The 17508-nt window shown below is 60.4% G+C and carries 11 protein-coding genes; 7 read left to right on the top strand and 4 right to left on the bottom strand.

What is annotated here, in order from left to right; translation table 11 throughout:
- The first annotated feature begins 955 nt into the window (after positions 1–955).
- The 5 genes from LB555_RS02765 to LB555_RS02745 all read left to right on the top strand — a co-directional run bounded on the left by LB555_RS02765 (position 956) and on the right by LB555_RS02745 (position 8408).
- Positions 956–2470, top strand: a complete 1515-nt coding sequence (locus LB555_RS02765; protein ID WP_224682227.1) for a hypothetical protein — start codon at positions 956–958, stop codon at positions 2468–2470.
- 50 nt (positions 2471–2520) lie between these two features.
- The gene (locus LB555_RS02760; RefSeq protein WP_224598478.1) at positions 2521–2730 is read left to right on the top strand and encodes a hypothetical protein; all 210 of its coding nucleotides are present in this window, start codon (positions 2521–2523) and stop codon (positions 2728–2730) included.
- Between the two features lie 186 nt (positions 2731–2916).
- Positions 2917–5229 carry a peptidase domain-containing ABC transporter gene (locus LB555_RS02755; RefSeq protein WP_224682226.1) on the top strand — a complete coding sequence of 771 codons (2313 nt, stop codon included), beginning with the start codon at positions 2917–2919 and terminating at the stop codon, positions 5227–5229.
- Positions 5226–6632, top strand: a complete 1407-nt coding sequence (locus LB555_RS02750; protein WP_140877032.1) for an HlyD family type I secretion periplasmic adaptor subunit — start codon at positions 5226–5228, stop codon at positions 6630–6632. The genes LB555_RS02755 and LB555_RS02750 overlap by 4 nt, the downstream gene beginning before the upstream one ends.
- A complete protein-coding gene (locus tag LB555_RS02745) occupies positions 6633–8408 on the top strand; it encodes an SEL1-like repeat protein (protein WP_140877034.1) in 1776 nt (591 codons plus the stop codon). It begins immediately after the preceding gene.
- Positions 8409–8420: 12 nt separating this feature from the next.
- Here the strand turns inward: LB555_RS02745 and LB555_RS02740 are convergent, their stop codons facing one another.
- The 3 genes from LB555_RS02740 to LB555_RS02730 all read right to left on the bottom strand — a co-directional run bounded on the left by LB555_RS02740 (position 8421) and on the right by LB555_RS02730 (position 13689).
- Complete coding sequence (locus LB555_RS02740; RefSeq protein WP_140792991.1) at positions 8421–9140, bottom strand: Crp/Fnr family transcriptional regulator; 720 nt, start codon at positions 9138–9140, stop codon at positions 8421–8423.
- 714 nt (positions 9141–9854) lie between these two features.
- On the bottom strand, positions 9855–12155 hold the full coding sequence (locus LB555_RS02735; RefSeq protein ID WP_141906359.1) for a mannose-1-phosphate guanylyltransferase/mannose-6-phosphate isomerase: 2301 nt from the start codon (positions 12153–12155) through the stop codon (positions 9855–9857).
- Between the two features lie 13 nt (positions 12156–12168).
- A complete protein-coding gene (locus LB555_RS02730; protein ID WP_224682225.1) occupies positions 12169–13689 on the bottom strand; it encodes a phosphomannomutase/phosphoglucomutase in 1521 nt (506 codons plus the stop codon).
- Between the two features lie 718 nt (positions 13690–14407).
- Between LB555_RS02730 and LB555_RS02725 the strand changes: the two genes are divergently transcribed.
- Positions 14408–16288 carry a GumC family protein gene (locus LB555_RS02725; protein WP_140877040.1) on the top strand — a complete coding sequence of 627 codons (1881 nt, stop codon included), beginning with the start codon at positions 14408–14410 and terminating at the stop codon, positions 16286–16288.
- A gap of 127 nt (positions 16289–16415) precedes the next feature.
- Complete coding sequence (locus tag LB555_RS02720) at positions 16416–17207, top strand: sugar transferase (protein ID WP_224588080.1); 792 nt, start codon at positions 16416–16418, stop codon at positions 17205–17207.
- Positions 17208–17222: 15 nt separating this feature from the next.
- Here the strand turns inward: LB555_RS02720 and LB555_RS02715 are convergent, their stop codons facing one another.
- On the bottom strand, positions 17223–17459 hold the full coding sequence (locus LB555_RS02715) for a hypothetical protein (RefSeq protein ID WP_140793001.1): 237 nt from the start codon (positions 17457–17459) through the stop codon (positions 17223–17225).
- Positions 17460–17508 lie beyond the last annotated feature (49 nt).

Here is a 17508-nt window from a genome sequence, read left to right as displayed (position 1 = left end):
GGCGACAACGGAGCAACTGGCGCAACGGGTGATACCGGAGCCACGGGTGCAACCGGCGATACCGGAGCCACGGGTGCGACCGGGGATCCTGGCTCAACGGGTGCCACCGGCGCTACGGGCGACACCGGTGCGACTGGGGACACCGGCGCCACAGGTTTAACGGGTGCGACTGGCGCGACCGGTGACACTGGAGCGACTGGCGACACTGGAGCGACTGGCGACAACGGAGCAACTGGCGCAACGGGTGATACCGGAGCCACGGGTGCAACCGGCGATACCGGAGCCACGGGTGCGACCGGGGATCCTGGCTCAACGGGTGCCACCGGCGCTACGGGCGACACCGGTGCGACTGGGGACACCGGCGATACCGGAGCCACGGGTGCGACTGGGGATCCTGGCTCAACAGGTGCCACCGGCGCTACGGGGGACACCGGTGCGACTGGCACAACGGGTGATACCGGAGCCACGGGTGCGACCGGCGATTCGGGTGCAACGGGTGCCACCGGCGGTACAGGCGACATCGGTGCGACTGGCGCAACGGGCGATACCGGAGCCACGGGTGCAACTGGCGATACCGGAGCCACGGGTGCGACCGGCGATACCGGAGCCACGGGTGCGACCGGCGATTCGGGTGCAATGGGTGCCACCGGCGGTACAGGCGACATCGGTGCGACTGGCGCAACGGGTGATACCGGAGCCACGGGTGCAACCGGGGATTCTGGCGCTACGGGTTCGACTGGAGCTGCAGGCGCGACTGGCTCTACCGGGGCGACTGGCGCGACCGGAGCCACGGGTTCAACTGGGGCAACCGGTCATTCGGGTGCGACAGGGGCCACGGGATCGACAGGTCATACTGGCGCAACGGGTTCGACCGGGGCAATTGGCCATTCTGGTGCGACCGGGGCCACAGGGGCGACAGGTCATACTGGCGCCACGGGTTCGACAGGAGCGACCGGTGCTACCGGAAGCACAGGCACAACTGGGACCACCGGCGCAACGGGCGACACCGGAGCAACTGGCGCAACCGGTGATACTGGTGCGACCGGAGCAACTGGCGCTATGGGTGATACTGGTGCGACCGGGGCTACCGGAGCGACGGGTGACACCGGAGCGACCGGCGATACTGGCGCCATGGGTGCGACTGGGGATCCTGGTGCAACGGGAGCTACCGGCGACACCGGAGCAACTGGCGCGACGGGTGATACTGGTGCGACCGGGGCTACCGGAGCGACGGGTGACACCGGAGCGACCGGCGATATTGGGGCCACGGGTGCGACTGGGGATCCTGGTCCAACGGGAGCCACCGGCGCTACGGGCGACACCGGAGCAACTGGCGCCACCGGCGACATTGGAGCAACTGGTGACACCGGAGCGACTGGCGCGACGGGTGACACTGGAGCAACTGGCGACACCGGAGCAACTGGCGCGACGGGTGACACTGGAGCAACTGGCGACACCGGTGACACCGGAGCAACTGGCGACACCGGAGCGACTGGCGCGACGGGCGACGCCGGAGCAACTGGCGCGACGGGTGACACTGGAGCAACTGGCGACACCGGAGCCACCGGAGCAACGGGTGATACCGGGGCGACTGGCGCGACGGGTGACACTGGGGCGACTGGCGCGACGGGTGACACTGGGGCAACAGGTGCGACCGGAGCAACGGGTGCGACTGGCGACCCTGGTGCAACGGGAGCCACGGGCGCTACAGGCGACACCGGAGCAACTGGTGACACCGGAGCGACTGGGGCGACCGGCGACACCGGAGCAACTGGCGCGACGGGTAACACTGGGGCAACAGGTGCGACCGGGGCCTCCGGAGCAACGGGTGATACCGGGGCGACTGGCGCGACGGGTGATAGCGGGGCGGCTGGCGCGACGGGTGACACTGGGGCAACAGGTACGACCGGGGCTACCGGAGCAATGGGTGCGACTGGCGACCCTGGTGCAACGGGAGCGACCGGCGCTACAGGCGACACCGGAGCAACTGGTGACACCGGAGCGACCGGAGCGACCGGCGACACTGGAGCAACTGGCGACACCGGAGCCACCGGAGCAACGGGTGATACCGGCGCGACGGGTGACACTGGAGCAACAGGTGCGACAGGGGATCCTGGTGCAACTGGTGCCACCGGGGCAACAGGTGCGACCGGCCATACTGGTGCGACCGGGGCAACTGGGCACACCGGAGCAACGGGTTCCACCGGAGCAACGGGCCATACCGGGTCCAGTGGTGCCACCGGTCATGGCGACAACGATCATGACCACAACGGCAACCACCATCACCATGGTCACAATGGCAATCACGACCACGATCGCCACAATGGCAATGGTGACCGTCATCACAATGACCGTGGTGACAATGGCCGTGGCAGCCGTGACAATGGTCATGGAGGGCATGGCAACGGGGATCATGGTTCGTCGGCCAACAGTCAAGGTGGCTATATCTCGACCGACACGCTTGGGCTGAAGGACATCAAGCAGTTCATACAGTCCAGTAGTTCCGCTGACAGCCAGGACTTGTTCAGGCAGCTCATCAGCCTCGCCATTGTTTCGGTGGCAGTGGACCTCCTGAACCTGCTCACTTCTGTCGCAGGCTTTGGTCAGACCCAGAACAAGCCGTTCGGTTCGACCTTGGACCTGACATCGGACAAGCAGAGCTCGGGGTATGCTCAAACCGACGACACACTGAAAAAGACACTGAGCAATATTCTGAAGCCGCATGACTAAGCGGTTGAAAACAGTGGACGCGGACCCTGCTGGAAGGCGGGGTCCGCGCCTGCGCGCTTCCAGCGCCGGCAATTGTCTCATCTCGTATGCCTGTTGGAGATGCGAACGGTCTCGCCAACTTCCATTGCGACAAGACGTAGCGAGCCTCTTCGAACTCTTGAGGCTGGTTCGCGGGAGCAGTGCACTGTGAGCGTACAACTCAGTCAAGGCCCCAAACCGAGCCCGAACCATCATGACGCGCAAGCGAATGCGGCCGGCAAGCATCCGGGCGAGGGCAAAGCGCAACGGAGTCCAGGCGGGCCTGCCGAATTCGGTCAGGTCGCACCGCGCCTAAGGGCTATGATCAAGGTCGCACGTTACCACGGTGTCGAGCTGGACCCCAACGAATTCAGGGCCGCAAGCGTAGGCACCACTCCGACCGCTGCGGATCTCTCTCAATGGGCGCAGAACGGCGGGATGTGGTCGCGCGCGGTTCGCGTCCGCTGGTCGCATCTTCTGCGCTTCGAACAAACCGGACCGGTGGTTCTGCTGTTCAGCGATGGCCGCGCTGGCCTGCTTACTGGAGCTAGCGCCGAACGCAATCTCATCTTCTTGAAGAGCGTAGATGCGCCGGATGATGCCCAAGCGATCGCGATCGACGAGCTGAGGTTGTCGCGGGTCTGGTCGGGTGAGGCGGTGCTGCTGCGTCCTCAACGATCCTTCGTCGCCGCCGACGCGCCGTTCACCTTTCGCTGGCTCGTAGATCTTGTGCGGCTCGAGGCTGTGCCGCTGCGCGACATCGGCATCGCTTCGTTCACACTCAGCATCCTGACAATTCTGCCGCCCCTTATCGTCATGACTGTGGTCAACAAGGTGCTGCAGTTCAACAGCATCTCGACTCTGGCATTGCTGAGTGCAGTGATAGTCGTCGTTTTCGCCTACGAGACCCTGCTCGGCCACGCGCGCCGCCTGATCATCAACGTGGTCGGCGCTCGCTTGGACACCAAGCTGAACTTGCACGTCTTCGGTCGGCTGTTGCGCCTGCCGCTTGACTATTTCGAGCGCCATCCAGCGGGCGAGACAATGTACCATCTGGCACAGGTCTACCGCATCCGCGAATTCCTCACAGGCAAATTGCTCAGCACCTTCCTGGATCTGATGACGCTGTGCGTGCTCATCCCGGTCATGTTCTATATCAACGCAACACTCGCCTGGATGGTGCTCGGCTGCGCCGTCTTGATCATGCTGATCATCCTTGCTTTCCTTGCGCCGCTGCGGGCCAGCTACCAACGCGTGGTGAATGCCGAGACCTGGAAGTCGGCGGCGCTCGGCGAGACCGTCGCCGGGATCAAGACGGTCAAGGCGCTTGGTCTCGAGCCGCAACGCAAGGCACTTTGGGACGAACGGGTGGCGGACGCGGGTAAGGCGCGCCTGGCTTTTGGGCAACTCGCCAATTGGCCGCAAACCCTCGTAACGCCAGTTGAGCGCGCGATGGTGTTGGGCACCATGCTGATGGGGGCGTATCTGGCCATGAGCGACAGCACTGGCTACATGGTCGGCAGCCTGTTTGCATTCATGATGATCGCCCAACGCGTCGCGCAGCCCCTTGTCGGCCTGGCACGTCTGGTAGAGGACTACGAAGAAGTCGGCGCGGCCATCGGTGAGGCGGCGTCAGTTCTCAACCGTCCATTAGAAAGCAGTTCAAATTCCGCGGGCCTGAGGCCAAAACTTGTCGGCGAAATCAAGTTTAGCGACCTGACCTTCACTTACATGGGTACCAAGACGCCGGCGCTCGACCGGGTCAGCTTCGACATTCCGTCTGGCTCGATGTTCGGCATCGTCGGGCGCAGCGGGTCCGGAAAATCGACCATCGCGCGTCTTCTGCAAGGCATCAACCGCGACTACAGCGGGTTCCTCAAGCTCGACGGGATCGACCTCAAGGAAATTAACCTGCGCCACCTCCGCCAGGGCCTAGGTGTTGTCCTTCAGGATAATTTCCTTTTCCGCGGTTCGATAAGGGACAACATCATCGCGGGACGTCAGGGCTTGACGCTTTCGGATGCCATGCGTGCTGCTCACCTCGCCGGCGCGGCTGAGTTCATCGAACGCATGCCGAATGGCTATGATACCTACATTGAGGAAGGCTCACCCAATCTGTCGGGCGGGCAACGGCAGCGATTGGCAATAGCCCGCGCGCTCATTCACAACCCGACCATCCTGATACTGGACGAAGCGACAAGCGCGCTCGATCCCGAGAGTGAAGCGGTGGTCAGCGACAACCTCATGCGTATCGCCAGCGGCCGAACGATGATCATCGTCTCGCACCGGCTGGCATCGCTGACGGAGTGCGATCAGATCCTCGTGGTGGATCAGGGCAAGGTTCTCGATGTCGCGCCGCATTCCGTCCTACTGGAGCGGTGTGGCGTTTACCGCCAGCTTTGGCTTCAGCAGAACCGGCACCTGGAAGGCCGGCGTGGCCGATTGGCGGCTGTGCCCTCCGTTGATGTGAGCCGGCCATGAGCGTCACCCCCTATGCGCCAATTGCTGCTCGCCGTCGTCGGGCAAAGGCCAGCGATCCGACGGCGCCGGTCATTCTCGAATTCCAATGGCCATCGACAGCCGTCGAAAACACGCCGGTTCCGCGAGTGGCTCGTAGCATCGTCTGGGTCGTATTTAGCCTGGTCGTCGCGCTGATAATGCTCGCAGCTCTGATACCGGTTGACCAGGTGGTCACGACGAGGGGCCTGGTGGTGGCACAATCGCCAAACATCGTCGTCCAGCCGCTCGAGACAGCCATCGTCCGCTCTATCGAGGTACGCGAAGGACAGCAGGTCAAGGCCGGCCAGGTGCTTGCCCGACTCGACGCCACTTTTGCCTCGGCCGATCTCACCGCATTGGCCGCCCAAGTCACGACCCTCGAAGCCGAGGTGGCTCGCCTGAAGGCCGAGGCCGACGGAAACTCATTCACCTATGACGGCCTGGATCCGAGTTGGACACTGCAGGCCTCGATCTTCGATCGTCGCAAGGCGGTCTATGACGCCAAGCTGGAGAGCTTCGATCGACAGGGTGACCAACTCAGTTCGGTCATCTCCCGCTCCCAGTCCGATGCCGATGGCTATCGGCAGCGATTGGCCGTCGCGGGGTCGATCGAGCAAATGCGCAAAAAACTCGAAGTGAGACAGGTCGGAAGCCGTCTCAATACGCTTCTTGCCGAGGACAACACAGCTGAAATGTCGCGAGCTCTCACCAACGCCGAGCAGACATCCGAGGCTGCTAAGCGCCAGCAGGCTGGGGTTGCGGCCGAGCGTGACGGCTTTGTCCAGAGTTGGCGCGCAGACGTTTCGCAGAGCCTGTCGGAGGCCAATTCGCGCATATCCGACGCCCGCGAGCTTCTCAACAAGGCCAAGCTGCGCAAACAGTTGGTCGAGCTCAGGAGCGAGGCCGACGCTACCGTTCAATCTGTGGCTAAAGTTTCCGTGGGTTCGGTTCTGCAGTCCGGAGAGCGGTTGATCACCCTGGTCCCGGCTGACGCGGTGCTTGAGGTGGAGACGAATATCATCGGCCGCAGCAGCGGCTTTGTTCACGTCGGCGATCCCGTAGCAATCAAATTCGATACGTTCCCCTATTCGCAATATGGCCTGGCTCACGGTACGGTACGCTCGGTCAGCCCGGATTCCTTCTCTGCCAGGGATCAGGTGCGTGACCCGAATAGCTCGTTGGCCATGCTGCCCTCGGATGCCGACCAGTTCTACCGCACGAGAATTTCCATCGACGACGTCGCCCTTCATGGCGTGCCCGCCGGCTTCGCGGTCAGCCCCGGCATGCCGGTCACAGCTGATGTGAAGGTAGGCCGCCGCACGGTGCTCAGATACATCCTCGGCACGATGCTGCCGATCGGTCAGGAAGCAATGCGGGAGCCATAAATGGCGTTGATGGATCGGTTGGCCGGACGTATCCACCCGGCGCTGGCGCTGCGCAGGGCAGCTCAGCTTACTGAACAAGGCAAAGCTGCCGAAGCGTTTCCGCTTATAGCCACCGCTGCTCGTGCCGGGGTTCCAGAAGCGGAATGCCGCGTCGCGCGCTGCTATCTTGAGGGGTCGGGCGTACCGCCAAGCCGATTGGAAGGGACGCGCTGGCTACGGCGGGCTGCTGACCATGGTAACCCCGATGCGCAGGCACTCCTTGCCGCGCTTTACAGCACTGGGCTGGCCGAACACGAGGACAACACAGGAACCAGCAGTTCAGAAAGCCTGTTCAAGTCGCCGTCTTCACGAAAGCCGGATTTCGAGGCAGCGCTTCCGTTCGCCCAAAAAGCTGCCGAGGCTGGCTCCGCAACAGGGCAGGCCATACTCGGCTATATTCTAAGCAAGGGCCCAATGCCGATGCGCAACCTCAATGCCGCTCATGGCTTGTACGAGAAGTCCGCGGCGGCCGGTTGTCCGGAAGGATGCCTTGGCCTCGCCCTGTCACTTGCCCGTCGCAAGCAACCGGAGCACAGGACTAGGATTGCCGAAGCGATGCGGCGTGCGGCCGATGCAGGTCTGCCGACAGCGATCTACCTTCTTGCGGTCCTCACCGAGCACGGAATGGGGGTGCCCGTCGATCGCGAGGCGGCTGCTGAGCTTTATCAGCTGGCTGCGGAAAAGGGCCTCGCTTCGGCCCAATTCAGGCTGGGGCTTTCTCTCATCGAGGGCAGCTTGTCACGTCAGGACCCCGCAGCAGGCGAGGCGTGGATGCGTCGCGCCGCAGTGGCCGGAAACCTCGACGCCGCCTATCGTATAGGCGAACGGTATGTGAAGCGCCCTCAACCGGATTATGCGGAAGCCGCGACGTGGTACCGGCGCGCTGCGGAGGCAGGTCATCCAGTAGCCGCTCGTGCCTTGGCATCGCTGTATCTTTCCGGGAACGGTGTAGCTCAGGACGCCGAGGAAGGAACGCGCTGGCTGCGCGGCGCCGCTAATGGTGGCAATCGAGAATCCCAGGTCGACCTTGCGAACCTTATCCTGGAAGGCGCCGGCGACCCTACTGATGGTCTCGATGTCGCGGAGTGGTTCGAAGCGACTGCTTCGTCAGGAGACGCAGTCGCGGCCTTCAATCTCGGGCTTTGTTTTGCCGAAGGGGTCGGAGTGAGCAAAAACCAGGAACTGGCGGCGAAGTGGATGAGGCGCGCAGCCGAAGGCATGGCGCAGGCGCAGTATATGTATGCGCGCATGCTTCAGAATGGACGCGGTGTGCCAGCTGACCAGATGCAGGCCAGGCTTTGGTTTGACCGAGCGGCCAATGCTGGCATGGTGGACGCGCAGGTGGCTTTGGCCGAAATGCTCTACAATGGGCGTGGAGGAGAGCGCTCGGCGCGCGCCGCGGCGCATCTATTCAAGCAGGCTGCCGCCACCGGCCATGTTGGCGCGATGTTTGCAATCGGGGCTCTATACGAGAGCGGGCAGGGGCTTACTCCGGATCGGAAGGCGGCGCAGAAATGGTTCGCAGCCGCCGCTGAGCGAGGGCATGGACACGCCCAACTCATGCTGGGCCGCTACCTTTCCCAAGGTGTTGCCGGTGAGTACGAGCCAGTTGCCGGCCGGATCTGGCTCGAGCGAGCCGCCTCTCAGGGCATTGATAAAGCGGCCGATGAGCTTGCTGTTCTTCGAGAGAGACGCGAAGCTTCAGGTCCCTCAAATGCAAGGATCCCAAGGGGCTGAGGCGCCTGGTGCTCAGCTCCTGATGTATTCGCCGTCGAATCCGGCGAACTTCGTCAGGCCCGGAGAATCGAGCACGCGGACATGGCCCTGGCGGAATTCGAGAAACTTCCGCTCGCGAAGTTCCCGCAGCATTCGATTGACATGGATCGGAGTAAGACCAAGGGCGTCCGCGAGATCGTATTGGGTGAGCGGGCAGTCGAAGCCGTTGCGGTCAACCGCGCCTACTCGTTGCAGGCGCGCTGTCAGTTCGAGCAGCAAATGTGCTGTTCGCTCCAATGCGTTGCGTCGTCCTATGTTGGCGAGGTGCTGGGCCATCACCGCGCCGTTGCGTACGAAAGCCCCAACAATGAACGAGAAGAGTTGAGGCGATTTCATAGCAGCAAGCGTCAAAGTCTTGGTGGGTGCCACAAGCAACGAAAGTTCAGTTCGAGCTACGAACGTCTCAATAGAGCCGCTCCCATGTGATTGAGGCAGAACGACATCGCCTGTCAGGGCAAAATCGAGAATTTGTCGCTGGCCATCCGGAAGCTCATGGGAAATGCATCCCCAACCCGACTCGACGACGTAAATACGATCCTTGTTGTCACTTTGGCTGAAGATCACCGCGTCGGCTGGATATCGCTTTGCGGTGAACCCGAGAGTCTTGATCAGAGCGGCGTCGTCATCGCTAAGTCCAACGTATGTCGAACGGTGCTCATCTCCTCTCGAAAAAGAACGTGAAGCATTCGCCATCCCTACCCCCTACGCCAACTCCATGTGTACCTTCCTGAACTTCACCATGTATATAAAAATTCATGTGATGGGCGCCTCTTTGGATCCCGGCAAAGAAAGGTCGCGAAGTCAATGTCGTATCGAAATCTGGCTCGCAACACGCTAGGGCTCGATTGACGCCGCTTAGAGCTGGCGTCATCTATGACTTACTTCTCTTAAAATTCTCTCTCATTGACTCAACTATTTCGCTGGCAACGAGACAGCTCCGATTATCTGCCTGGTCGGCGGCGTTGCGCAACGTCAGCGACGCATCCCTCAGCAGTCCCCTGATCTCAGACGGAGACAACAACTCCGATGCTTCGAGTTCCAGGAGGACCGATTCACTCACATGAAGCGCGGCAAGCGCAACGGCCCGAGGCCTTGTTGCAAGCAGCTTCAGAAGATCACCACTGCGCCTGTGCCGCGATTTCTTTTTTGCCATCGTCGCCTTCAACTGTACGGACAACGGTTTCTAATTCCCACGTCTTGACAACTTTACGCAGCCTCAGATCGAGAGGCAGGTCGATCCTCTCGTTTTGGCGTGACTTCCACGATATCGCACTTTGCTGTGGTGACACAGAGACAAGAAGATACCGAATTAGCGGTAGCTGGCGTCCAAGGCGTCACAGGGACGAATGGCGAGAAAACATTCTGTTTGGAGAAGATCCGTCCCTTTGCGATGAGCGATCGCTTTCTTTAGCCATAACTCTGCTTCGCGACAGCGCTGTCGTCTTTGAGAGACGGTACGGGGAACGCCTCCACCTGCCCCTCGGTCTTGTCGAGATATTGCATTAACGCTGTCACCAAATGGTAGAAGATGCTGGCAGGAACCTCCGTCGCCAGCGATCGGCCGCGCTCGTCGATCCTGTCCATCCACAGGCCAAGCGGTGCGGGATCGATATGCCATCTGAAAAGGCGCGCGACACGAGCTTCGATCTCTGGTTTCAGATCGGGCCCGCCGATGCCATCCAACGCGATCGCCGCCTTGATCGCTTCGCATTGCGGCCAGCTACGCGAGAGCCTGTCGAGAGGCAGCCCTTGTCGCGAAACGGCCGCATACGCCAACCCTGTGGCTCGATTCAGCCCGCTGGCGACCGCCGACGAATAGAGTTTCCTCGCATAAGCAGCCAGATCTTTCTGCCCGCTTGCCCGCGCGAAGTCGACGAGCAGAGAGGCCCATTCGAAATGGTGCCCCGGTTCGGTCCACTGCCCCTGGTCTCCGGGCAACGGCAGCCAGTCCGCATCGAAATACTCGCCGAGCGTCCAACTTTCCTGATCGAAGAAATGGCTGCGGAAGAGATCGATGACGCGAGCCGCTCGACGCAGATATACGCGATCGCCGGTTACGGCATACCAAGCAAGGAAAGCTTCAAGCATGTGCATGTGTGGGTTCGAGGACCGAACCCCATTCCAGCCAGGTGTCTCAAGGAAGCCATTCAGGCTGCCATCCTCGAGGTGAGAGTCGATGAACTGAAATGTCTCCTGTGCAAGCTGAAGGCCAGCCTTGTGGCCGCATCGATAGGCATGGGCAAGTGCGAGGAGCACGCAGGAGTGATCATAGGCGTCCTCCACGGGGTCCGCCACGCTTCCATTCGGATTGAGGGTGCGTACCCACCCTCCGCGATCGGTGCGGCCGTATTTTGAGATGAAGTCGATTCCGTGATCGATGAGCTTGTCGGCGTCCCCGGTCCAGCCACGTTCCTTGGCCACCGCAAAAGCATAGATCTGGCGAGCCATCGTCCGCATCCGCTTGGGTTTGCTTAATGGCGTCGCATCGAAACGAAGCGCTTCGTGGAAGCCGCCATGCACATTGTCGACCCCTGCGTTTGACCAAAGCGGAAGGGTCTCGTTGAAGAGCCAGTGCTCGACGCGCTTGCGCCATGACCCGCTGACAATGACCCGGTCTTCCGACGCCGTGAATTTCGTCTCGAGACGCCCACTCTTCTCGAGTTGCTCGACGACCTTCTTCACATTCTGGCTATGGCTGACCGGGGCGACGAATATTGCGTCCGGCGTTGCGACCACCGCCACATCCTTCATCCCTATAACGGTGAGCAGCCGACCTTGGCTTCTGAGGTAGGAACTGTCGCAGTCCATGGCGACAACATCGCCCATTACCACGTTGCCATTGCCGTCCACGGGGCTCGCCTCCAGCAATGATTGCCACGATCCAAGGTCGTTCCAGCGGAAGGACGCCGTCACCATCGCGATGCCCTGCCCATGTTCCATGACCGCATAGTCGATCGATGTGGAGGGGACCGCCGAGTAGAAGCCTTGTGGCAGGTAAAGACCCGAGACATCCACCTTGGCCGTCTTGAAGGCGCGTTCCGCCGTTTCCCATATCTCCGGCTGAAATTCGATTAAAGCTCTCTGCATTGTGTCGGCACGAAACAGGAAGATGCCCGCATTCCAGTAGAACCTTCCCGACGATAAATACTTTTGCGCCGTCTCGATGTTCGGCTTTTCGACAAACCGTGAAACCGCGGCCGCGCCGTCACCATTGGCCGCAACCTCAATGTATCCATATCCCGTCTCTGGATGAGTGGGCTTGATGCCGAACACGACGATGCTTCCCGAGTCGGCGGCAGGCATGCCCGCTTCAACGGTCTCCCAGAACTGCGTCTCGGTCGATATCTCGTGGTCGGAGGGGACCACGAGCACAAGCGCGTCCTTGCCGTGCTTCGAAATCGTCTGCAGTGTCGCAATAGCGACAGCTGCCGCGGTATTGCGGCCCAGGGGTTCGAAAATCGGCTTTCCGCCGTTCAGCCCAAGCGGAGTTATGTCCGAGATGACCCGTTCGGCATGACGTTCGGATGCTATCAGATAGATCGGCGTTTCGCTGTGCGGCCACGCCTTCAGGCGCCGAACCGTCTTCGCCAGCATGGAACCGTCCCCCGAGAGATCGTGGAACTGCTTGGGATTGTCTTCGCGCGAGAGCGGCCATAGCCGGGACCCGACTCCTCCGCTCATCACAAAACTTACGATGCGGTGTGCCATGCTTCAGCTCCTCTCAGAATGTCTGGTTGTAGGCCCCGACCTCTGGATTGCGGCGCAGGACGGCGTCGATCGCCTCGAACATCTGGCGACGGCGCTCCGACGAGACGGGGCTTTCGACGACGACGACAATTTCGGGCTTGTTCGACGAAGCTCTGACCAGACCCCAGGTGCCGTCTTGAGCCACGACACGCACCCCATTGACGGTAACCAGATCAGCCAGCGGCTGACCCGCGAACACCGTCCCGTCCCCCTTCATCTTCATGAAGTCGCCGACGACCTTGTCGACAACGCCGTATTTGACTTCGTCGGGACAGTGAGGCGACATTGTTGGCGTGCCAAAGGTTACGGGCAGGGCGCGATAGAGGTCGGCCAGCGTCCTTCCCGGATTGCGGTCGAGCATCTCGCAGACGGTGATCGCCGTTATGAGGCCGTCGTCATAGCCACGCCCGATCGGCGGGTTGAAGAAGAAGTGCCCCGACTTCTCGAAGCCGGCGATTGCGTTAAGCTCGGCAACCCGTCGCTTGATATAGGAATGCCCCGTTTTCCAATAGTCCGTCCGTGCACCGTTTTGCGCGAGAACGGGATCGGTCATGAAAAGTCCGGTTGATTTCACGTCTACGACAAAGGTGGATTGCGAATAGAGGCTGGAAATATCTCGCGCCAGCATGACGCCGACCTTGTCCGCGAAGATCTCGGAGCCTTCATTATCCACCACGCCGCAGCGGTCGCCGTCGCCGTCGAAGCCGACACCCAAATCGGCACCGGTTTCCAAAACCTTGTCCCGGATCGCATGCAGCATTTGCATATCTTCGGGGTTAGGATTGTAGCGCGGAAAGGTGTGATCGAGCTCCACGTCAAGGGGGATCACCTCACAGCCGATGGTCTCCAGCACCTGGGGGGCAAATGCGCCCGCCGTCCCATTACCGCAGGCAACGACGACACGCGGCCTGCGTCGAACGTTCCTTCCGGTAGTCAAGTCTTCGATGTATCTCTCGCGAAAGTCGGAAACGAATTCGTAGCCGCCGCCACCCACCAGATCGAAGTCGCCGTTCAGCACGAGCGCCTTGAGCGCTGTCATCTGGTCAGGCCCGAATGTAAGAGGCCTCTGCGCGCCCATCTTCACTCCGGTCCAGCCGTTCTCATTGTGGGAGGCCGTTACCATGGCAACAGACGGAGCGTTGAGTGCGAACTGCGCGAAATAGGCGGTCGGGGAAAGCGCAAGGCCGATGTCCTTGACACGTGCGCCAGCCGCCATCAGCCCTGACACCAACGCCATCTTTATGGACATCGAATAGCTGCGAAAGTCATGGCCGGTAATGATCTCAGGGCCCACGCCCATCCGGCGGATCAGAGTACCCAGACCCATGCCCAGCGCTTGGGCGCCCATCAAATTGAGTTCGGGCTCTTTCTCAGAGCCCGGATGCCCAAACCACCAGCGCGCATCATACTCGCGGAAGCCAGTGGCTTTGATGAGAGCATTGTTCTCGAACGCGAATGTGTTTGGCTTGGCTTGGCCGACTATGTTTAGGGTCACGACTTTCGCTCCGAAATTGCGCCAACATTCCTAGCATCTCGGCGAGCCACGGCCGCTTCATGAATTCGGGTAGCGCTACCCCACGCTTCGTGCCGCCTCATCCAATAGGTGGAGCCCATCGATGATCGAAAGGATGTCTCGTCTGGGCATGGCGGTTGAGTATCGTGGGAAGTAGGCCCGCGTCGGGCGCTAACCTCAATGTGGCTGTGTAGTGCCGCTGACACCATTCAGTTTCCTTTTTCGGAAGAACGTCGATCATAGGCGTTTCCGAGCCTTGGCACGTGCGCTCGACGGCATTCAGCCAGAAATCGAAAGAGAATCGGAGCGACTTCGCGGGGCCTGGAAACACATGACAGATTGTGCGGCGTTTTCCCTGGAGGCAACGGAAAACGGGGATAAGAGCGAACGCCTGTCAGCTAAGCTGGATATTCTCGCCCGGGACCTTGCAGCCAACGGAGCACGACAGTTGCTGCTGGAACGGCAGAAGTCATTTCTAGCCACGATAAGGGCCGGTCTGCCGCGCATTCTTCACTCCCACAGGGCGTAGGTCTACGCCAATTGGTGGCGTTTACCTTCCCCCGCGTCGGCGTAGTCTTTCTTGCAAAGCTTGGGATCGCGGGGCCTCGGCTCTTATGAGAACATCGGGCGGACGCCATGAAGCTCTTGTGTCGGGCGGCGTGCACGAAGGATTCTCCTTCATGCCCGCCGGAGACGTTGAATGAACCGTTTGTTCGCCAGCCAATGGCCCTTGGCAACCAATCATCAGGCCAATGCCGGACAAGAATTCATCGGCCTCTCGGACATAACCGAGTTTCTGAGATATTATGTCGGAACAATGTCGGCCTGCCTTGCCGCGGCACTCCTGGTCGCATGGTTTTACAATTCGACCACCGATCCGGTTTTTACAGCCAGCGCGAAGATATTGATTGAACCGAAGCTGCCCCAACATCTGCAGGAGGGTGGCGAAATAAATCTCTCGTTGGACACCGCACAAATAGAAAGTCAAATCGCTGTACTGCAATCCGAGAAGATTGCTTCCATGGTCATCGGTCGGTTGAAACTGATTGAGGATGCAAGTTTCAATCGCCCCGAGACACCGATATTGCAGGAGAGATTTAGGAAAATCAAAGATATAATGGTCCAGGCTGTGGGGCTTGAGAAAAGCATCTGGCTGAACGCGCTCTGGGGGCATATCGGTTTAGGCGCTCCGGAGTCGGTCGCGAAGCTGACCGACTACCAGAAGTCACGTCTCAGCATGCTGATTTTCCTCAATGGCCTCGATGTGCGAAGGGTGGGTGTCTCCTACGCGATAGACATATCCTTCACCTCCGCGGATCCCGAGGGCGCCGCCAAGATTGCGAATGCAACGGCCGACGCCTTCGTGCATGAGCAGATCGACACCAAGGCCGAGTCGGCAAGAGAAGGTGGGGCATGGTTGGAAAAACGCCTTCAGCAACTGCGCACCCAGATGAACGAGGCAATGGCCAGGGCACAGGCATTCCGCTCTCGACACGATTATAGCGTAGGCGCTGATTCAAGTGCCGGTGACGGCGTCAATTCTGAACCTACTCTCGAAGAACTCGAGGTGACCGCCGACACCTACCGAAAAATGTATGAGAGCTTTCTGCAGGCTTATACCAATTCAGTAAGCCAGCAATCCTATCCCGTCGCCGATGCAAGAGTAATCACGGCCGCGACACCACCGCTTCTTCCAAGCGCTCCAAAACCGAAGCTGGTGTTGGCCTTCGCCGGCGTCGCAGGGCTCATTCTCGGCATTGGCCTTTCCTTCGCGCGGCATTCATTCGACTGGACCATACGCTCGCCACGTCAAATCCGCGATAACCTGGAAATAGAGTGCGTAGGAGAATTGGCGCCCACCAGCAAGCGCAGGGAATTCGGAAACGTCGACGAGGTGACTAGGCATCCGTGGTCGCGATACAGCCAGAGTCTGAGGAAAGTGCGAACCGAAATCAGCTTGGCGGAGACGAACCATCCGGTGAAATTCCTTGGCCTGACTGCAGTGTCGAACAACAGTCAGAAGAGTTCCGTCGTCAGCAATCTCGCGACCCTGTATTCTATGTCCGGCCTAAAGACATTGGTGATCGACGCCGATGTCCGGAGATCGACGATCACCACTCAACTGCTTGGGCGCTCGAACGTCCAGGGCAAAGAGTGCCAGGATGGTTTTCAACACAATGTCATTCGCGCCCTGGGGCGGCGGTTCGACGTTCTTTCAAGTTCCGTGGTGGATGCAAAAAGCCTGCTCGTGCCAAGAAACATGCAGGCTTTCCTGTCTCAAGTCAGTGCTGAGGATCCGACAGCCGACGAACTGGCCGCTTATGATATGGTCATCGTTGACCTGCCAACGCTCGAATCCGGGGCGGATGACCTGATCGTTGGATCCGTGCTCGATGGTGTCGTGGTCGTTGCGGAGTGGGGAAGGACGCACGTCGACACGTTGCGGGAGCTTGTGAGGACGCTGCAGGCCTCCAGGACGCCGATACTTGGCGTGCTTCTCACGAAGGCGCGGGCAATGACGTCCAAGCACCGTCGGATTGCGGCCAAGCGCAGCGCTTTCGGAAGTCGGCAAAGCGTGTAGGGCAATCATACGTGAGGATTAGGGGGTAGCCGTTGGAGTATCGCGCTACCTCCTTTGCATTTCTTGCCGGCAAGTTCCGTCCTTGGAAGACTGTGGAAGTTGAACAACGAGAAACAGCGACCGTCACATGACAAACGCCTTCGAGAAGCAGTCGCACCAGGGGGGGGCGCTTTGGGGCCAGCCCGCTGTGCCGGCGGCGGTCGAGAGCAGGGCGGTCCTGCATGTTGTTTCTGCGCGTGACTACGCCGGCGCCGGGACCGTGTTGAATGACCTGTCGGATGTCATCACTGGAGCGACGAACCCTCCGATCGGAGGCGTCCTCAAACGGATCATGGATCTGGTCATCGCCGGCGCAGCGCTCGTTTTCGCCGCGCCCGTCATGATCCTCGTAGGTCTGTTGATCAAGATTACGGCCGGCGGTCCGCCAATATTCTCGCATAGCCGCGTAGGCTTCGGCGGAAGGTCATTCGATTGCTATAAGTTTCGCTCGATGGTGCGCAATTCGGACGAAGTTCTGAGTGCATATCTTGATGCCAACCCCGACGCACGCAGAGAGTGGGAAGAGACCCACAAGATCAGGAACGATCCGCGCGTTACGCTCTTGGGGCGACTGCTGCGCAAGTCCAGCCTGGATGAGCTTCCCCAACTCATCAACATACTGCGCGGTGACATGAGTTGCGTGGGCCCAAGACCTATCGTCAAGGACGAACTCAGGCGTTATGGCGAGCATCAGGCGGAGTACCTCGCAACCAGGCCGGGACTCACCGGTCTTTGGCAGGTGAGTGGAAGAAGCAGCATGGACTATGATAACCGCGTTGCGCTCGACAGCCAATATGTGCGGAACTGGTCGGTCTGGCTCGACGTCGTGATCCTGCTCAGGACCATTGTCGCGGTCATGCGGGTCGACAGGGCCTCCTGAAGCGTCGAGCGACGATCACTTTTCGTTTCGAGTCCAGCAGTGCGCTAGAGACAAGCCTGCGAGGTAGGCGCAAGCCAGAACAAATACCAGAATTAGAGATTTGCCAACGGTCACATAGCCAGGCAGCCCCATGCTATTCCAGGTGACCGCCCCGATCACCAGCAGCGCGGTCGCTGCCAGCAGCGCCGCAGCCTTGAATCGTAAACCCAGTAGTATCCCTGCCACCGACACGGCCAGTATGCTTGTGAGCACCGATATCTCCAGTGGCACCAGCAGAACCAGTCGGCTTGCCGCGGCAGGG

The sequence above is a fragment of the Mesorhizobium sp. BR-1-1-10 genome (assembly GCF_020165595.1).
In the GTDB taxonomy this organism is placed as follows: domain Bacteria; phylum Pseudomonadota; class Alphaproteobacteria; order Rhizobiales; family Rhizobiaceae; genus Mesorhizobium; species Mesorhizobium australicum.
This window is presented reverse-complemented; position numbering and strand designations above follow the sequence as displayed.

Coding starts and splice junctions, on each gene's coding strand:
- LB555_RS02745 (WP_140877034.1), top strand. CDS start 6,633: ATGGCGTTGATGGATCGGTTGGCCGGACGTATCCACCCGGCGCTGGCG.
- LB555_RS02740 (WP_140792991.1), bottom strand. CDS start 9,140: ATGGCGAATGCTTCACGTTCTTTTTCGAGAGGAGATGAGCACCGTTCG.
- LB555_RS02720 (WP_224588080.1), top strand. CDS start 16,416: ATGACAAACGCCTTCGAGAAGCAGTCGCACCAGGGGGGGGCGCTTTGG.
- LB555_RS02735 (WP_141906359.1), bottom strand. CDS start 12,155: ATGGCACACCGCATCGTAAGTTTTGTGATGAGCGGAGGAGTCGGGTCC.
- LB555_RS02750 (WP_140877032.1), top strand. CDS start 5,226: ATGAGCGTCACCCCCTATGCGCCAATTGCTGCTCGCCGTCGTCGGGCA.
- LB555_RS02725 (WP_140877040.1), top strand. CDS start 14,408: ATGAACCGTTTGTTCGCCAGCCAATGGCCCTTGGCAACCAATCATCAG.